The organism is Fodinibius salicampi (assembly GCF_039545095.1).
Taxonomy (GTDB): domain Bacteria; phylum Bacteroidota; class Rhodothermia; order Balneolales; family Balneolaceae; genus Fodinibius; species Fodinibius salicampi.
Genome location: NZ_BAABRS010000001.1, coordinates 1,436,132 through 1,454,757 on the forward strand (window position 1 = coordinate 1,436,132; position 18,626 = coordinate 1,454,757).

General features: G+C 43.0%; 13 protein-coding genes. 4 read left to right on the forward strand and 9 right to left on the reverse strand.

Annotated features, from left to right (window positions below; translation table 11 throughout):
• Positions 1-4: 4 nt before the first annotated feature.
• From ABEB05_RS05980 to ABEB05_RS06015, 8 genes are all read right to left on the reverse strand, one after another.
• Positions 5-1,477, reverse strand: coding sequence for an OmpP1/FadL family transporter (locus ABEB05_RS05980; protein WP_265788410.1), 1,473 nt, complete (start codon positions 1,475-1,477; stop codon positions 5-7).
• 62 nt (positions 1,478-1,539) lie between these two features.
• Positions 1,540-2,838, reverse strand: a complete 1,299-nt coding sequence (locus tag ABEB05_RS05985) for a hypothetical protein (protein ID WP_265788411.1) — start codon at positions 2,836-2,838, stop codon at positions 1,540-1,542.
• A gap of 126 nt (positions 2,839-2,964) precedes the next feature.
• Positions 2,965-3,600 carry a response regulator gene (locus tag ABEB05_RS05990; RefSeq protein WP_265788412.1) on the reverse strand — a complete coding sequence of 212 codons (636 nt, stop codon included), beginning with the start codon at positions 3,598-3,600 and terminating at the stop codon, positions 2,965-2,967.
• Positions 3,601-3,636: 36 nt separating this feature from the next.
• Positions 3,637-6,501, reverse strand: a complete 2,865-nt coding sequence (locus tag ABEB05_RS05995) for a ligand-binding sensor domain-containing protein (RefSeq protein ID WP_265788413.1) — start codon at positions 6,499-6,501, stop codon at positions 3,637-3,639.
• 122 nt (positions 6,502-6,623) lie between these two features.
• Positions 6,624-7,478, reverse strand: coding sequence for a sigma-70 family RNA polymerase sigma factor (locus tag ABEB05_RS06000; RefSeq protein ID WP_073062696.1), 855 nt, complete (start codon positions 7,476-7,478; stop codon positions 6,624-6,626).
• A gap of 156 nt (positions 7,479-7,634) precedes the next feature.
• Positions 7,635-8,807, reverse strand: coding sequence for a phosphopentomutase (locus ABEB05_RS06005; RefSeq protein WP_425558402.1), 1,173 nt, complete (start codon positions 8,805-8,807; stop codon positions 7,635-7,637).
• A 17-nt stretch (positions 8,808-8,824) separates the two neighbouring features.
• On the reverse strand, positions 8,825-10,324 hold the full coding sequence (locus tag ABEB05_RS06010; RefSeq protein ID WP_265788416.1) for a GAF domain-containing protein: 1,500 nt from the start codon (positions 10,322-10,324) through the stop codon (positions 8,825-8,827).
• 7 nt (positions 10,325-10,331) lie between these two features.
• Positions 10,332-12,128 carry a M3 family oligoendopeptidase gene (locus tag ABEB05_RS06015; protein WP_265788418.1) on the reverse strand — a complete coding sequence of 599 codons (1,797 nt, stop codon included), beginning with the start codon at positions 12,126-12,128 and terminating at the stop codon, positions 10,332-10,334.
• A 1,319-nt stretch (positions 12,129-13,447) separates the two neighbouring features.
• On the opposite strand from ABEB05_RS06015, the gene ABEB05_RS06020 reads away from it, so the two are divergent.
• The 4 genes from ABEB05_RS06020 (at position 13,448) to ABEB05_RS06035 (ending at position 16,583) form a co-directional block, all read left to right on the forward strand.
• A complete protein-coding gene (locus ABEB05_RS06020) occupies positions 13,448-14,158 on the forward strand; it encodes a VIT1/CCC1 transporter family protein (protein ID WP_265788420.1) in 711 nt (236 codons plus the stop codon).
• A gap of 383 nt (positions 14,159-14,541) precedes the next feature.
• Entirely contained in the window at positions 14,542-15,693 is a 1,152-nt protein-coding gene (locus tag ABEB05_RS06025; protein WP_265788422.1) for an amidohydrolase family protein, read from the forward strand.
• A gap of 254 nt (positions 15,694-15,947) precedes the next feature.
• Entirely contained in the window at positions 15,948-16,181 is a 234-nt protein-coding gene (locus tag ABEB05_RS06030) for a DUF2281 domain-containing protein (RefSeq protein WP_265788424.1), read from the forward strand.
• A 3-nt stretch (positions 16,182-16,184) separates the two neighbouring features.
• The gene (locus tag ABEB05_RS06035; RefSeq protein ID WP_265788426.1) at positions 16,185-16,583 is read left to right on the forward strand and encodes a type II toxin-antitoxin system VapC family toxin; all 399 of its coding nucleotides are present in this window, start codon (positions 16,185-16,187) and stop codon (positions 16,581-16,583) included.
• Positions 16,584-17,217: 634 nt separating this feature from the next.
• Here ABEB05_RS06035 and ABEB05_RS06040 read toward each other — a convergent pair.
• A complete protein-coding gene (locus ABEB05_RS06040; RefSeq protein ID WP_265788427.1) occupies positions 17,218-18,549 on the reverse strand; it encodes a DNA polymerase Y family protein in 1,332 nt (443 codons plus the stop codon).
• Positions 18,550-18,626 lie beyond the last annotated feature (77 nt).

The following is an 18,626-nucleotide window of genomic DNA, read 5'->3' on the forward strand; positions in this document are numbered from 1 at the left end:
CTTACTACAGTGCCAGCTTAATGCCTGCCATTACGTTTAATCGGCCAACATCTTCATGCACGACTTCATCAATGACATTATTCCCGCTTTCATAGCTATAAATAACATTCTGATCTTCCCACATGCCGTATTGTAATCCGATGTCCAAGCTTGTATTGGGACTAATCTTAGTGCTAAAACCACCGCTTATAAACTGACGGGAGCTGTCAAAGCCTCTGGTTGGATCAGCGTAATAACCATAGCCGACTCGGGGGGTAAACTGCTCGTTCATTTTATATTCGATGCCTCCCCTGAAATTGACCACATCTTTAAAGACAGATTGTATCTCGTTGTTCAGCTGTGTTTCATAGTCACTCAGTCCTTCCTCATCATATTCAGCTTCTGTATAAAAAACACTTTCCGCAGCTGCTGTAAGGGTAATTTTCTCATTCCCGGTATAAGTTACCCCCGCCTTTAAGCGCGGTGGACGTATAATCTCGTAGGTGAACTCTCCGGGAGCATCATGTTCTTCCACATCTCCATTGTCGAAGGTCGTAGTAATCACGGTATTGTACTCTTCTTCTATCTCTAATCGACTCGGGAACTCATAACTAACCCCTATATTCCAAGCTTCAGCAGGCCGATACATCAGGCCCAGCCGGGCACTAAAAGATTGCATTTTGGCATCTATAGTATCATAACTGAGGATCTGATCAATATCTGTATTATTCGATCTATTGTTATAATCGTTATTCCGGTCGCTCTCTAAGAAGTCTCTCTTATAGGTATAGGTACCACCGGAAATACCAACAGAAGCACCAATAAAAAGGTTCTTAGCAGCTTCCGTTGCAAGAAAAGCCGAATATTCACCCAACTGTCCCCTTTCGGTCATCTCTAAATTCTGCTGGATGCCCTCGTATCCGTTGGCTCGGAAGGCCGAGGTCGTATTCGAGTAATCGTCATCCCCCGGACTCGGATCATAAATGGCGAACGCATCATAAGCAGTAAAATAAATATCATCACTTACCAGGGAACTATTATAATAATCAGTAATGGTCGAAGCTTCATTAAATCCATTTGCGCCAAGTGCTCGGTTATAGTCGCTGGTCTGGCTGTATCCCCCTCCAAACACCAAACTTCCCCTAGTCGTTGGGAACTTATACACAAATCCCAGATCGCCCACGCTTGTTTGATTATCTGAATGCTCGGTAGTATTCCCCAAGTAACTGCCCGAGGCTTCAGCAAATCGGCTGCTCAGGCTGAAAGAAAGATATCCTTCCGGTGCCAGTGCCATCACGGCTGGATTATCCTGATAGGCACCAAAACCAGTATAACTGCTTACGCCAGGAATTACGATACTTACCGGATCGTAGGAAGGATATTCGAGGCTGTAGCGCAGAACGTCATCGGTGGTCTGTGCTCCGACGATGGCCGGAGAGCTCAAGAAAATACCCAAAAGGACGAGAAACCATTTTTTTGATATACCTTTGATATTCATAGTCTTATACCTTTATAGTCTGTTGATGAAAAAATGTTGGATATGCCTGAGCTCGGTTAAACTCAGTTGCCACCGCTACGGGAACGCGAGGAAGAACCGCTTCTGCTTCGGGAACCAGATTTACTGGACGAAGAGGAAGAGCGACTCCTGCTTACGGAACCAGAACTACTACTGCTACTACGACTGCGCTGCCTAACAGACGAATTATTACCAGAGGAAGATGAACGACTGGAACGCGAGCGTATTTGGGTATTTGCAGAAGAGGAGGAACGACTGTTGCTATTCGATATCCGGGTTGCCCCCTTCTCAATAGCATTTCTTAATTTCTTAATAAAACCACTACTCCGGCTGTCGCTTCTCCTATCATTGCGCTCCAACTGTCTGTTTAATCGCTGTTGGGGAGAAGTAGAAGGCGAACTATCTAAAGTATTTATTGAACGCCGTATAACACGCACATTCCGCTCTCGCTTGTCACTGTCATTGTTATTGGCTGTCCGGATGCCTACCCTACTCACGCGAACGGCTGAATCATTGTTGCTTTGCTGTTGCATATTATCACCCCTGCTTCGGCTGCGGGAACTGCTCCCATCACTTCCACTGCGGCTTCGGGTAGTATTCCCCACTGAGCCTGAATTTGTTCTGCTTCGGGTACTATTTCCTTGCTGTACCGTACTACGAGTTCGCGTAGTATTACCAGAACGCTGGCGTACATTTGTATTTGAGTTATCGGAACTTCGACTCCTTACGCTAGTACCACTGCGCCCATTGTTGGAGTCCGATCGACTTCTGACCCGATTGGTTCCTACGCTTGCACTTCTTCGGCCATAACGCCGATCGTCATCCCGGCTTCTGCTGTAGTTATAATATGCACGGCCAGGCTGCCCGTAATAATTGTAGTAGTTATAGGCGTATGGACGGTAGTGATAGCCGTACCAGTAGGGATCATAATAGTACGAGTGTCCATAGAAACTATGGTAAAACGGACTACCCCATGAAAAAGAGAAGGCAAAGCTATTGTGTCCATAATAATGTCCAAATCCCGTTCTTAAACGCCATCTCCAATAGGGGCTTAAAGACCAGTAGTGTGAAGAAAAGTAGGGGTCGTAATACCTGTGAGAATTAAAATAAAAAGAGTGGTAAGAAAAATCGGAGAAGTAACGGTTAAACCCATATTTACCATAACGATCAGCATAGGCATAGTCCTTGTAGTAGACGGGAATATACTCATCATATTCCACCACCTCTTCCCCCTGCTGGTCGGCACGATCTTCTGTCACAGATTGGCTATACTTCAACTGAGTATAGCATCCGGTTAACAATAAGGCCGATAATGTTAAGATAAGAGCTTTAATCAGTTTCATGGCATTCTACGTTTAATGTTAACTCCCCCGCTCTGTGTTACGAGCTCGTACACTACTTCTGAGCTCTATTATCAATGTATATGATTAATGTTATATACACAATCACATGATCATGTGAATAGCCCATTAAATTTCTCCCTTGAGGGATTTAGCAATCACTTCTGCTTTAGAATGAACGTGTAGTTTTTTATAAATATTGCGTATATGAGCACGTACTGTATCAATGGAGATGTCGTACCGGTCCGCAATCATTTTATAACTGAGTCCGTCTACCAATCCATTAACGATATCGTGCTCACGCGGCGTTAAATTCGAATCGCTGTCCTTTTTATTGTTATCATCCTGAAAATGAGTGATCACCTTCCGGGCTATTTGAGGCGACATGGGAGCACCACCGTCCAGCAATTTCAAAATAGATTCTTTAATCTCGGGCAGCGAGGTATGTTTGAGCAGGTAACCAGAAGCGCCTGCTCGCAATGCTTTAAATATTTTATGGGAATCGTGATAGACCGTCAGCATTATAATTTCAATATCGGGATATTCCTCTTTAATAACCCCCATCCCCTTGATGCCGGACATCCCAGGGAGCTGGATATCCATTAATATAACATCCGGTTCGGCATGTTCCTCCAAATAATCAATCATTTCCTCAACCGAATCTACCGCTACGGGACAGCTAAAATCATCCTGCATATCAAGGTAACGCTGAATTAGATCACGAATCTTTTTGTTGTCTTCGACAATACCAACTACGGAAGCCATAAGAATCAGTTTTAAGTAAAATTAATGCATAATCTTTCAGGCTGTACCTTCTACCCGTACTTCAAAACCCTTGTTATTATTAAATGTAATATCCGCATCAATACGTTTCGCTCGCATCTTCATGTTAGACAAACCCTGTCCCGTTTTACGTTCGTTTTGAGGACCGGTTCCGTCATCATGAATACTCATTACAAAACGTTGACCGTTTGTTGCCAAATGAATCTCTACCTTGCCTGCATTAGAATGCTTGGCTATATTATTAATTGCTTCTTTAAAAATAAGGTACAGGTTTTCTCGCAATGATACTCCAAGTTTTTCTTGCGTATCGCCCTCAAAACGATAGCTGATCTCTTTCTCGGGCAGTACGTTGTTCACATAATCCTGCATTCGATCGGTAAGATCCCCTACTGTGTCATTGCGTGCATCTATGGACCAAACGATGTCATCAAGACTGGATACAATTTTTCGGCTTTGGTTTCCAATTTGGCGGAGCGAATCCTGAAGAGGATCGGCGACATCCATCGTCTGGAGGAAATCTGACTGTAAAGCAATTTCCGTGAGTGCCGATCCCACATCATCATGAAGATCACTTGCTATGCGCACGCGCATCCGCTCCAACTCTACCATCTTACGAACACGATAATAGTTATATATAAAAAATATTAGTCCAATAACGGCCACTATAACTGCAGTAATAAACCACCAACGCATCCAAAATGGAGCCAGTACGGTAAACGACAACTCTGTTTGTTCTTCATTCCACCGCCCATCATTATTACGAGCCCGCAACTGGAAGGTATAGTCACCGGGACTCAGCGAAGAATAACGAACACTTCGATCTGTAGTCATCTGCCACCCCTCACCGGAATTTCTTAGCCTATACTGATATTCCACCTGATCTGGTGAAGTAAAATTAATACCTACATAAGAAAAAGTGATATTCCGCTTGTCGCTTTCAATTTCGATCTCTCCTTGTAAAGGTACATTTTCTCCTCCGGCATTAAGATTTTTCATATGAATACTGGGAGGGGCTGCATTCATGGTTTCCATAGACGGAATAAAGCGTGTAACACCTCCTACCGATCCAAACCATAAATCACCCTCATTATCTTTAAATGAAGCTCCTGCATTCATTTCATTGGCAACCAGTCCCTGTGCCTGGGTAATAAGTTTAAAAGGACGCCTGTCATCGGATGGTTCTGCATTCTTATAAGCTTCATAATCAAAGCGGATAATCCCTCTGTTCGTCCCGATCCAAAAAATACCACGATCGTCTTGTTCTATAAAATAGCATACCTCATCGGGCAATCCATCTTCTGGCGTTATAGCCTCAAAATTCTCACCATCAAACCGGGCAATTCCACCAAATGTGGCAGCCCATAAATTTCCTTCTTTGTCAATAAGAATATCCATTACCCCATTGTTCGGTAACCCATGCTGAATGCCATAGGTGGTGAAAGTACTGTCTTTCCACTGACTAATCCCTCCGTAAGTGGCAAACCAGAGCGAACTATCTTCTGATTCCTCAATCGCCATTACCGTATTATTAGCCAGTCCTTCTTCCTCTGTCCAGAGTTGAAAGTCTTGGTTATCATATTCTAGTACTCCCTCTCCGTAGGTACCCAACCACCAACTATCCGTGGCCTCTGACCTGTGTAATGACCGTATTTTTCTATACGGGACCTCGGTTTCGTCAAAATTCTGGAATACTCCTTCTCTGAAGATGCTTAAGCCCCATCTGGTACCGATAAATAGTCCCTCGGTACTGTCAAAGGCCATCGTATAGACTTTATTATCTACCAACCCATCCTGACTGTTATAAATTGTCGTCCCGGAATTATTCAATCTGGCGATCCCTCCACCATAGGTAGAAATCCAGTGGCTTCCTGTTCTATCTTCCGTTATATCCGTTATAACATTATTAGGCAATCCCTCTTCCACAGTATAATTCCTGAAATGGTTACCTAAAAACAGATTTATGCCTCCTCCAAATGTCCCAAACCAAATATTTCCTTCCCGATCATATAAGGTGGTCTGCACAATATTATTGGTGAGCCCTTGATCAACAGAATAGTTGGTAAATGATTCTTCAATAAAAAAGCTAACACCTTCTTCTGTCCCTATCCAGAGTCCCCCCGACTCCTGATCCACCGAAATAGACTGAATGCGATTATTTACCAATCCATCATTTTCTGTAAAACATCTGAATACCTCTCCAATAAGTTTACAAAGCCCCCCGCGGCTGCCAATCCATAATGTACCATCCTGTCCTATTGTAAGATCACGGAGACGATCGTCGGGCAGCCCGTGGCGCTCGGTGAAAGTTCGAAAGTTCCCATCTTCCAGCTTGGTTAGTCCGTCCCGTGTGGCAAACCAAAGTATGCCCTCTTCATCTTCCAGAACTTTACGAACGCGATCGTCTCCCAGACCATTCACTTCTCCGTACTGACTAATATTATTATTGCCATCCAAGTGCCAAACGCCCTCGCCATCCGTTGCAAACCAATATTCATTCAATTCGTCTTGATATATATCCAAAACAGTGCTGGAATTCAGGGGAGACAATGCTGATACTGATTGAATACTATCAGACTTAATAACGTTTACCCCGGCAGCGGTCCCTATCCACTTCCATCCCTTGTGGTCTTCGTATAAGGAGTGGATTCTGTTTTCTTTAAGACCGTCTTCCATGTAATAATTTTCGAATTCTATACCATCAAATCGGTTTAATCCATAGCTGGTAGCAATCCAAAGATAGGCATCCTCATCCTGGAGCAGGTCATTAACCACAGATTCACTAAGACCATTTTCAATGGAGTACGTACGAAAAGGCAATGTCTGTGCTTCCGCTTCACTAAAACTGATGGCCAAAAATAATACGATGAGTAGGTAGAATCTCATATATAGTGAACCTCAAAAAACTGCTCTAAATTTTACAATTGTATATCAGTCTATGAAAATTTGCGGAAATAAAAAAAGCCCCGGCAGTGCGGGGCTTTTTCATTAAAATAATAGTCAAAAGTTTAACCGAGATAGGCTCGGAGAGCTGCGCTTCGATTATGGTGGCGAAGCTTTCTTAGTGCTTTCTCCTTAATTTGCCGAACGCGCTCCCGCGTCAGGTCAAAGCGTTCACCAATTTCTTCAAGGGTTAACGAGTGCTCCCGACCAATTCCAAAATACAGGCGAATTACTTCTGCTTCCCGGTCGGTCAGCTTAGACAGTGCCCGCTCAATCTCCACCTTGAGCGATTCCCCCATCAGATCATTATCGGGATCCGGAGTTTCCTCGTTCTCAAGAACGTCCAGCAGGCGATTATCTTCGCCCTGAGCAAAAGGAGCATCCACAGAAAGGTGGCGTCCTGAAATTTTAAGAGTGTCTGCAACTTCTGATACGGTCATATCCAGACTTTCGGCAAGCTCTGCGGCAGAAGGCACACGTTCGTACTCCTGCTCCAGCTTTGAAAGCTCTTTACCGATCTTATTCAGCGCCCCAACTCTGTTGAGCGGCAGACGAACAATACGGCTTTGCTCTGCCAGTGCCTGCAGAATGGATTGTCGAATCCACCAAACCGCATAAGAAATAAACTTAAATCCCCGAGTTTCATCAAAACGTTTTGCAGCTTTAATCAGTCCCAAATTACCTTCATTAATAAGATCTCCAAGTGACAATCCCTGATTTTGGTACTGCTTAGCTACGGAAACGACAAAACGAAGATTGGCTTTTGTTAAATCTTCGAGGGCTTTTTGGCTGCCTTTCTGTATCTCTTTGGCAAGCCTGACCTCGTCTTCCGGTGTAATAAGTTTCTCTTTACCAATCTCTTGTAGATAGCGATCGAGGGATTCCGATTCGCGAGTAGAAATTCCTGAACTTCTGGCCACGGGATTTTTCTGGGTTTATTAGTATTTTTAGTGCTTTTTAATGGTAACGTATTACCATCAGGGTAAGATAACGCCCAATATATAATAATGTTGCCCTTTCAATCTCTGAAATATAGCAGGTTTAAGGCTTAATTGCGAATGATTATTTTCGCTTCCCTATGCCTTTTCAAGCATACTTTTTCCACTAAATTCGGCTGGTATACCGAAATAACTTGCCACAGTACATGCAACATCACTAAAGGTCTGTCGCGTTCCAAGATTAACTTGTGCGGCTTTTGATCCCGGAAACAGTAATACCGGCACATATTCCCGGCTATGATCAGTACTGTTTGAAGTAGGATCATTTCCATGATCTGATGTAATGATCAATAAATCATCTTCTTCCAGTTTACTTATAATAGCCGGTATCGCCCGATCAATTTCTTGCAGGCATTCGGCATAACCCGAAGGATCCTGCCGATGTCCATACATTTGGTCCGTATCAATCAGGTTTACAAATACGAAACTATCTGAAACTGCAGACATTAGGCTCAGCAACTGAGAAATCCCTTCTGCATTGTGTTTGGTTCGTCGGAACTGGGTAAAGTATTCTTCTGCAAAAAGATCTACGACCTTACCAATTGAATAGGTGTTAATTCCTTCTTCTTTCAATCGGCCCAAAAGATTATAATCTGGGGGCGAAATAGAAAAATCGTGTCTTTTTTCTGAAATGCGTTCAAAACTACCGGCTTCTCCCTTAAACGGGCGGGCAATAACCCGTCCTACTCCATGATCTTCGGTAAGCACCTGATTACGTGCAAACTCACACCAATCGTACAATTCATCAACAGGTGTTACATCCACATGCGCGGCTACCTGGAACACACTATCTGCCGAGGTGTAAACTATGGGATACGTTGTATCCAGATGCTCTTCCCCATAATCATTAATAACCTGGGTTCCGGAGTATGGTTTATTAACCAATACTTTTTCCTTGCCAATCCCCCCGCAGAAAGAATTAATTACTTCCTTGGGAAAACCCTCCGGATACGTTGGGAAAGGTCGGCCCAGCTGAATTCCGGCAAGCTCCCAGTGTCCGGTTGTTGAATCCTTACCGGCCGATCGTTCCTGCATTTTACCATAGGCACAAATAGGATCTTCGATCATTGGAACCGATGTTAACGGAACGATATTTCCCAACCCCATGCGCTGCATATTCGGAAGTTTGCAACCTGTTGCCTCACAAAGGTGTCCCAATGTATTTTCTCCTTCATCCCCATAGTCAGCGGCATCTTCCTGTGCACCTACGCCCAAACCATCAATAACAATTAGATAACAATTACCCATAATAAATTACCTTCTTATTTTTATTTGGATTTTGTTGCGTCTGACAAGGCAGTTTTAGCATTAGACAGTACCTGGTAGGAATCTTCATAATCCCCATTCAGCTCTACGAAGCCTACATTTATGCCTGTCTCTATATGCATCCCGTTTGATAGCTCAAACGAATTGCTGAATTTATCGCGTAAAGCAGATATCCATTTTTCAAGGGCTTTCTGATCTTTATTTTGAATCAAAAAAGAGTACACATAATCCGAATGGTAACCCAACATTCCCGTATAACCGAATTGCCCCGGATTTAAAGCAGTAACAAGGTCGCGTTGCATCTGGTCAAGCTGATCAATACGCATTTTTGTCCTGAGCTTGGGCAAATTTGACAGGGTCAAAAGCCCAAACCAAGTATGGAAGTCATTTTGCTCCTCTCCATTATTGCGAAGCTCAATATCCACTGTCTTCTCCCAAAAATCCGGCATAAATGCTCCATACTTGTTGGCAAATACCGGAGCATCAATATCAATATTCGGATCGTTTGCAATGATTTGAAGAGCCGCTACCCGAACCAGGTTTATAAGTTTGTGTTTCGTTGACTCTTTAAATATTAGCGGGTTTTTATCGTAAACTAATACTACCCCCTGCCGACGATCATTCATAAGCATCGGAATGGCAATACTGGCCCCCTCGGTGTGGGGCTCGCGGGGAGATATGCGTTTGGGACTATTATTAAAGTGAATAGCAAATTCCGGCTCGCCGTTTTCAATAGCTTCACTGGCTATGGATCGATCTTCGATACTCATACCAATAGGAAGTGGATCTTGCGCACCATCAGAATTTAGCACATTACACCAGCTTTCCATGCCTCGCGCTATAAATGAAACTCCGCCTTCATTCAGATATTCCTGGATTATATTTAATAGCCTCTTAACCATTTCTGTACGGTGGCAGCGTACATCCAGTTGGTTAACGGAGTCTTCATAATCTATCCATTCGTTTTGCTGCTCGTAAAGATCACTAATCTCCAGATAGGTATTTAAAACATTACGAAGGGCCTCAATATAGGAATGAATAACCTCGCTTTGATCTTCGGTAAAGACATTATTTTTGGACTCCAATACGGTAATCGCAACGGTCTCACCATTATTCACGAATGGCAACATCGTAACATACCGCACTGGCACTTCATTATAGTAGTGTTTAAGAGATTCTTCTTTTAGATTATTATTCCCTATTTCAACTGCCTTAGGTTCCGTAATATCTTTGTATTCATTCAGAAAGTGATCATCGAACTGAAGACGATCTTTAAACATCACATTTTCAAGAGCGGTGGATTTAGTCTCAAGTACAAACTGCCGGCGGGAACGATTTACCCAGTACATATAAACCGTTTCCATCTCGGAAGCACTTCGCAACAGAAAAATTAAGTTTTTTAATACGTGTTTAAACTCACGCAGGGCCTTTTCCTGGCGTTTTTGTCCCATAATATCTGCATTTGATCGGTCTTTTTTCTGTACGGAAGCATAACTGTCCATTATTAAATTACCTTACTTTTTGCGCCAATTCTTCAGCCTGTTCAATCATCTGTTCCACGGCAACCAGTCCCTTATTCCAAAAGTCCGGCTGGGTTATATCAAGACCCAGTTTACCCACAATATGTTCCGGCCAATCTGATCCCCCCGCCCGGAGCATCTCTATATAGCGATCGGAAAAACCGTTCTTTGACTGTCGGTATTCTTCATAAAGGGCCAGAACCAGCAATTCTCCAAAAGCATAGGCATAAACGTAGCCGGGCGTATGTAAAAAGTGAGGAATATAGCACCACCAAAGATTATAATTTTCTGTGAGAGTTACAGAATCGCCGTAAATATCGTTCTGGGTTTTGCGCCACAGCTGAGAAAATTCTTCCGTAGTCAATTCACCTTCCTCGCGGCGTTTGGTATGAATGGCGTGCTCAAACCTGTTCATTGAAATCTGGCGAAACACGGTTGCAATGGTATCATCAATTTTTCCAATTAACAGCGCCAATTTTTCTTTGGGATCAGCAAGCCGGCTCATCAACCGTTGAAATACCAGCATCTCCCCAAAAACGGAGGCGGTTTCGGCCGTGGTAAGCGGAGTATTAGCCTGCAACGCTCCCTGCTCGCGGGATAGATACTGATGGACCCCATGGCCCAATTCATGAGCCAAGGTTTGCACATCGCGTATCTTTCCGTCGTAATTCATAAAAACATACGGATGTACGGAAGGGACGGTACTTGCGGAATAGGCCCCTCCCCTTTTACCGGGCTTGATAGCGGCATCGATCCATCGCTGTTTGAAAAACTTTCCGGCGATATCTCCCATATCCTGATGAAAGTCTGAATAGGAATCCAACACCATATCCTGGGCTTCTTCCCACTCAATCTCCTTTTCGTTTTTTAAGAGCGGAGCATAGCGGTCGTAATCATAAAGCTCTTCGTAATCCAACAGCGAACGCTTCAGCTCATAGAAACGGTGCACCAAATCATAATTATCTGTTACAGAGTTGACGAGGATTTCCACCGTTTCATCGTCGATCTCGTTGGATAAATTCCGGGATGAAATCCAGCTTTCGTACCCCCTCAGCTTGTCGTCGGTATGCTTATCAGCCAGCAAAGTATTAAAGACAAAGGTAAGCGGACGACTTAGTTCCTCGAATGTATTGGTAAGGGATTCATGGGCACGTTTTCGAAGGTCCCGGTCCGATTCGTGCAATTTACTTAGCACTTGCTGCTGAGTGAGTTCTTCCCCATCCAGTTCAAAGCGGGCGGCTCCCATCGTTTCATCAAAAAAGCGATTCCATGCGCTCCGGCCCGTTACTTTTTTGGCGGACAGTACCTGCTCTTCTTTTTCGCTGAGCACATACTCTTTATAGCGGCGGGAAGTTTCCAGGTAATGCTTATAGTGACTGAGGGTTTTGCTCTCAATAAGTGTTTCCGCCTGCTCATCATCCACATCCAGCCACTCCACATCAAAAAAGACCAGCTGTTGCTGTATTTCCGAGGATAGCTCATTGGCCTCCTGAACCAGCTTCCCATATTTCGCATTGGAGGTTTCGGTGGACCAGATCAGCTGGGCATAGGAGCCGATCTTTCCCAGCAGCTCCATAATTTCTTCATAATCCTGCAGCGCTTTTTTCATTTCCTGGGCATCAAAGGAAGCAACTTCCCCTTTATAGTTCGATGCAAACTGCTTTGCCTGTTCCCGAACCCTTTCTTTATCCTTTTTCAGTGCAGGATCATCCACCGATTCATAAAGATCTGAGAGGTCCCACTCAACATATTGCGCACTTGTTTCTTCTGCTTCTTTTGTACTCATATAAATAGTTTAATACAGCCTTTTCTTATTCTTTAATATTAATGATGCAATCAGCGTAGTATAACAAAATTAATCGGTCCCCAAGCATCGTATCTACCATTACAAATAAACAGATTGCTATACGGCCTATATAATGGTTTTATAAGCATTTTTCGTTTAAATCTGTTTAGATTTACGGGGATAGAACGGGGAGATTTTCATCCTTCCCCAAGAGTCGGTCGGACCCCTGAAAATGAAAATTCCTATGCATTAAAAAACACAGTTTTTAAAACTAACTAATATTCTATTCTAAGCCAATAATATCCCGCCTCTTTTTTAAGAAAAGAACAACAAAATCAACGCTTTACAAAGCAGCTGATACCTACGAAGGACTAAACCAATCGGCTGCGTTATTTTTCACAGAAATCACACTTTAACTGACCTCGCAACGACCTATATATCATCGGGAAAAGGCATAAGACATTGCACTTAAGCGACAAGTCTAGTGATTAAAATTAAAATCTCAACCGCACTCGAGTCCCCTTGAAACGGTTGTTAGGCGGACTTTTTAGTATCAGCTTTCCAATTCTTTTTGGCTAATACAATTGCTAGGATGACTCCTACTATGAATCCACCACTCTGATTTCCCAGAGCAGAACCGATCGAAACACAAAGTAAAATCACTCCGAGTGCAATTACTATATTTTTCATGATTTTATCCCTCATTATTTTACTAGTACGGCTAATATATAGGCGTGGAATCCGGCTCCAGTTCAATTTTCTCATAATATTAGATTTTGTCCAGTTATTTATCGAGAGGCTACTTTCAGTGGATATTATCCGGAATAGTAGATTCCAGATAACATATCCCGAAAATCTTTTTTTTAAAAAGAAGCAATACATCTTAGGGAGCAGTTGCTATTTCAACTGGAGTGGATTAACTATTTAATAATTAAAATAGCATCGGCAAAGATGCAAAATATCAGGATATGATAAAGAATATTATGTCAACCTGTTATGTCACAAAAAGCGGGTCGCTATGCATGATAATATCCCAACATAATACGGTTTTTGTGTTTGAGCGGTATTTTTAGCAAACTATGTCTTTGCACGATAATGTCATTATGCCGTTGGCTTGTTGACATAAGTATAGGTTATAGGGCTAATACAATCTCAAAATATTAAGTATCTTGATCATAAGGTGATGTAGAATCTTTGATATGAACTCCAATTTCTTAATACTTTTTGAAGATCATATTAATTAATATGTAAGAAATAAGGACGTACTCAATTTCAGCAATGAGGTGCTTGTGCTGGTCATAATGTCGATCAAGAGACTAATGAAAAAAAAGATAACCATTGACAACTATTTAGATAGCCATTATATACACCGAAGTAATTGGTTAAGAGCAGCCGTTCTTGGAGCAAATGACGGTATAATCTCTATTTCAAGCCTTGCTATCGGAGTAGCAACGGCCAGCGCAACAAGAGATCCAATTTTATTAGCAACCATGGCAGGTCTCGTTGCGGGAGCATTATCTATGGCCGCCGGAGAATATGTATCTGTTAGTTCACAAACTGACATTGAGAAAGCTGATATCAAACGGGAAAAACAAGAACTTGAAGAAATGCCCGAAGCTGAAATAAAAATTTTGGCACAGATTTATGAAAGAAGGGGCCTTAAGAAAGAGACTTCATTACAAGTAGCAAAAGAATTAACTGAAGCAGACGCACTTGGGACGCACATTCGTGACGAATTAGGAATCAATGAAATAAGTCAAGCGAAACCAATTCAAGCAGCCTTAGCATCAGGTGGTGCATTTACAGCTGGTGGGCTTTTACCTTTAATTGTTACACTTTTTGCACCTGTCTCACAAGTAGAATTTTTCCTATATGGGTTTACTATTTTATCTCTCATTATTCTTGGTGTTGTATCAGCTAAGACTGGTGGTTCAAACATTACTAAAGCTGTGATACGGATTGTAATCTGGGGAACCATTGCAATGGGTTTATCCGCATTAGTTGGTTACATTTTTGGTGTCAATGTTTAATTTAGCAAGTACTGTAGGAATGCAATGCGGGCTAATCTGTTATTATAAATAACATTACTATTTCTAATTTAATCTTTGACGTTAAGCTGACAATTAATTGCACTGGGAAACGCATTTGCTTGTCTGTTAAAATAATTTCTGATTCTCTTATATAAAGCGCCCTATAACCAGCGCATTAAGGGGACAGGCCTCGCCTGTTCTTGCCAGCTTCCATTTTTATAGTTACTCTTTCATTTTGTAATTAATTCAACACTCCGGCGCCTGCACCTTATGCGCAAGGTCGTTATAGGGCTTAAATAAAAACATGTGCTATTCGATGCAATCGTTAGTACAGAACCTTTGAGAAAATGAAAAAAAGTATTGTTTACCTCTTTTTAATTTTCATGGCATCATGTAACCAACCCGCTAAATATGAGTTGGTTATCGAAAATGTGGGCTTTTTCAACGGAGTAGAAGACAAGGGAATCGTTAATATTGCTATAAACTCCGACACCATTGCTGCAGTTAGTACGGAACCGCTGCTTTCAGACTCAACCATAGATGGTGCCGACAAATACCTGATTCCCGGCCTGATAAATAGTCACACTCATATCTGGCGAGCGGAAGACCTAAAAGCGGGATATGAAGTAGGGATTTTAGCGAATATAGGTACCCATGCCAGTGACGAAAAAAGAGACAGCCTGATTAAGGAAAAAAGTAAAGAGGAAGGATATCCATTCTATTATACATCCGGAATTGCAGCAACAGTACCCGGCGGACATCCAACCCAGGTAAGTCCCAATCCGATTGAAACAATCAATGACACCGTTTCAGTAAAAGAATTTGTGGACCATCGAATTGCTAATGGCGCCGATTTTATCAAAATAGTGCGGGAAGACCATGATTTTTTCATCTTCCCGGCACAGCCAACTCTTAGCTATGATCAGATTGAAAAAATCATCGATTATACCCATAGCTTGGGTTACAAAGCCGTAGTTCACATAGGTATGCTGTCAGAAATGGTAAAAATTGCTGAATTCAAACCCGATGGCTTCGTTCATATGTGGAGTTATAGTGACGAGTCGAAACTTACAGATGAACACCTTTCCAAGATTCAAGAAAGCGGGGCATTTGTTGTTCCCACAGCAATCCTCATACCCCGAGGATTTGAAAATGCAAAGATACGAGGGGAAAAAGCAGCTGAGTGGGCAAAAGAAAATTTTATTTCCGTAGAAGAAACATTAGAAGGAATAAGACGCATGCATCAGGCAGGTATAATGATCGTTGCAGGGACAGATGTAGGAGCAACTTCTACCATAAACTGGGACACTGATTTGCTGGCAGAATTAGATCTTTACAGTGAAGCGGGCCTTTCAAATCTTGAAGTTTTAAAAACAGCAACGGGGAATGCAGCCAAAGCCTGGGATATACCTGTGGGAAGGCTTGGCGTAGGAAGTAAAGCGAATATGGTACTCCTTAATGGAAATCCTTTGGAAAACTTAGAAGCTCTTAAGGATATAAATAAAATTTGGAAAGCGACATTGGCTGAAGATTAATTTGTAACGAAGGAAGAGCCCAAGCCCTATAACAACGGCATTAAGCGGATTTGGTACAAACTTGGTTTTGGCATTCTCAATTGCAATTACAGTTTTGTCTGTTAAATTGAGTACATAATCTCCAAACCGCTTATGCGCAAGGTCGTTATACCCAGCACTCAACTTTCAATTCTTGATAAGCTTAATAAAAGACTTTCTGCTTTTTGGCGTTGTTTTGTTACTTTTAAGCAGTAGTTGATTTAAAAAATACCGACATGAGTAAGAAGCCAGTTTTAGACAAATTTGAGAAGCTTCCCCCTGAAGCTAAAAAAGAAGCAAGCGACTTTGTTCAGTTCTTATATGAACGGTATGTCAAATCCACTCCTAAAAAGACAAAAAAGCCTATCTCAGAAAGTTCTTTTGTTGGAATGTGGAAAGATCGTTCTGATTTAAACGATAGTTCCGCTTGGGTAAAAAAACAGCGCCAAACCCAGTGGACAAAACGCTAAATTATGGCGGACCAGTTTATTCTTGTCGATACAGATATTCTTATTGATGTCAGTCGTGGCATTACGCAAGCTATTAACACACTTGAAGAACTCCAACAAGACTATGTTCTCTCAATAAGTGTCGTAACACAAATGGAATTGATGGTTGGTTGTGAAAATAAGAAGGAGTTTAAACAACTGGAAAACTTCCTAAATCGATTCGAGATTATTCAACTCTCTAAGAGTATTTCAACAAAAGCTGTTGAACACTTCAAAGAATACCGCCTTAGTCATGGTGTTCTAATTGCAGACATGCTTATTGCGTCCACCGCCATAGCTCATGAAATAGAGTTGATTTCCAAGAATCAGAAAGACTATTCATTTATCGCAGATTTAGAGCTTAAAAAATATATTGCAGAATAGGTGCTGGGCCTAAACCCTTTAAAAAGGAAAGTGTCAATCCGCCGGCTGACGGACTCATCCCAGGGTTCTTCATTTAACTTTTCAAGTGATACCTCTTATTCAGACCATCACTGCCGACCAGCTACATTGATCACGCTCGAATCCCCCCATTTCTACCATTAAAAAGTGACAGCATAAAAACCATCCCTTACGGAAGGTAAAGGTCGTTTTTAGACGTTTTGGAAAAAGAAGACCTGCCGATGGCCAAAAAAATCCCCGCCGGGATAGCCGTCACAACGCTTACTTATTGATGCCTCCATTCTGCCAGTTATTCAGCAGCTCCCATCCGACTGTACTTAAAAGTACAGTCGGTATGTACCGGTAAGTACAGTGCGACCGGAGTAGTAAGTACAGTCGGTATGGAGTTAGAAGTACATGAGGTAGGGAGTAAAAAAATATGCCCCTGCCTTATAGAAATAGAGGCAGGGGCATTGAATAGCTGATCAGCTTCAGCCTAAGAAACGACCAGTATGGCATTTAAGCGAGCCGTTTTTAGGCGACAGCAGGGTATCTTATACATGGCTTCTTACGAAGCCTCCCCGTTTATCTTTTAGCGTATATCCTCCACGCATAATTATCGGCATGTTAGATTCGATTAACTTCTATCCAGAAAATGCGTTTTCCCCGGGACCTTATCCATTATTGATGCTTTGGTGATGGTGTTAGCCCCATGCTTGTTGTTAATGGCATCCTGAACCATGCAGAATTGCCGTTGGCCCGGATCTTCGGAAAAAAACAGTTCCTGCTGCCCCGAATGGTCCACGCTCACCGTCCCGATGCCAATGCCCCGCAACGCATAGCCGCCCTTCAGCAGACCGTTGATGCGCGGCCGCGCTTTACGCATGCACTCGTGGTGGATATATCCGTCAATATTGGTGTACCCGTCGGTCGTGAACCGAAAACTAACGCCTTTATGCTGGCGGTGCTGGATCCGAAGGTAGCAGAAATACTTCCGGGCCCGTAATCGGTAGGCCCGCATCCGGTAACACAGCCGGTTGATGCCTTTCATCAGCTCCCCTCGTATTTCCGTCACGCTGGTCGATTGGGTGCTAAAGGTATGCATGTAGTTGAGCTGCTCTTTGGGGACCAGCTGCTCGGTCAGGACCTTCGCCCTATCCTTGCCGGCGACCATCTCATACATGATTTTTCCAAAATAGTCCCCGAACAGCTCCTGGAAGACCGGATAGCCCCGCTGGATTCCGTCAGCAATGGTTTGCAGGCCTTTGCCCTTGAGCTTGGCGTATCGCTGGCGGCCGATCCCCCAGACTTCATCCAGCGACAGAGGCCCCAGTATTTCTGCGGCCTCCTCCCGGTCCAGCACCAGTGCTAGCCCATCGGGTTTGTTGATATCGCTGGCCAGCTTCGCGTAGGTCTTCGAGTAGGAGATCCCAACCGAACATACCAACCCGATCTCCCGGTAGATCATGTCCCGCAGGGCTTGCCCATAGCGGGTAATCTCTTCCCTGGATTTGTCTTTCAGGAAAGTAATGTCCAGGAAGTACTCGTCCATCGAGTACTTTTCGACCGTCGGGGCAAAGTCATTAAGGACATCTTCGATTAGAGCACTGATCCCTTTATACTTCTCGTAGTCGGCCTGCAGCCCAATGATATACGGACAGATCTGTTCGGCCTCGTAGGCACTCATGGCCGTCTTGATACCCAGTGCCCGTGCCTCATAGGAGCAGGTGGCTACAATGCCGCGAGGTATCCCCTTTTCGCCTTTGTACCATCCGCCGATGTAGATCGGGAGCCCGTGAAGCTTGAAACACTGCTGTTCGACCTGCGCATAGAAGCAGTTCATATCCAGGTGCAGGTAGTACCGCTCCTTCAGGGAGGTATGCTGCATGTCTCGGCTCACGCACCGGTAGTCGGTGATCTTGTGGACATCCTCGTCAGGATTATATGTTCCAGGGTCAATTGTATGCATTGGTTATGAAAAAAATAATTGCAAATAAAAGGATGATTGTTATAAATTACATGTAAATATATATGTAAATAAAGTAA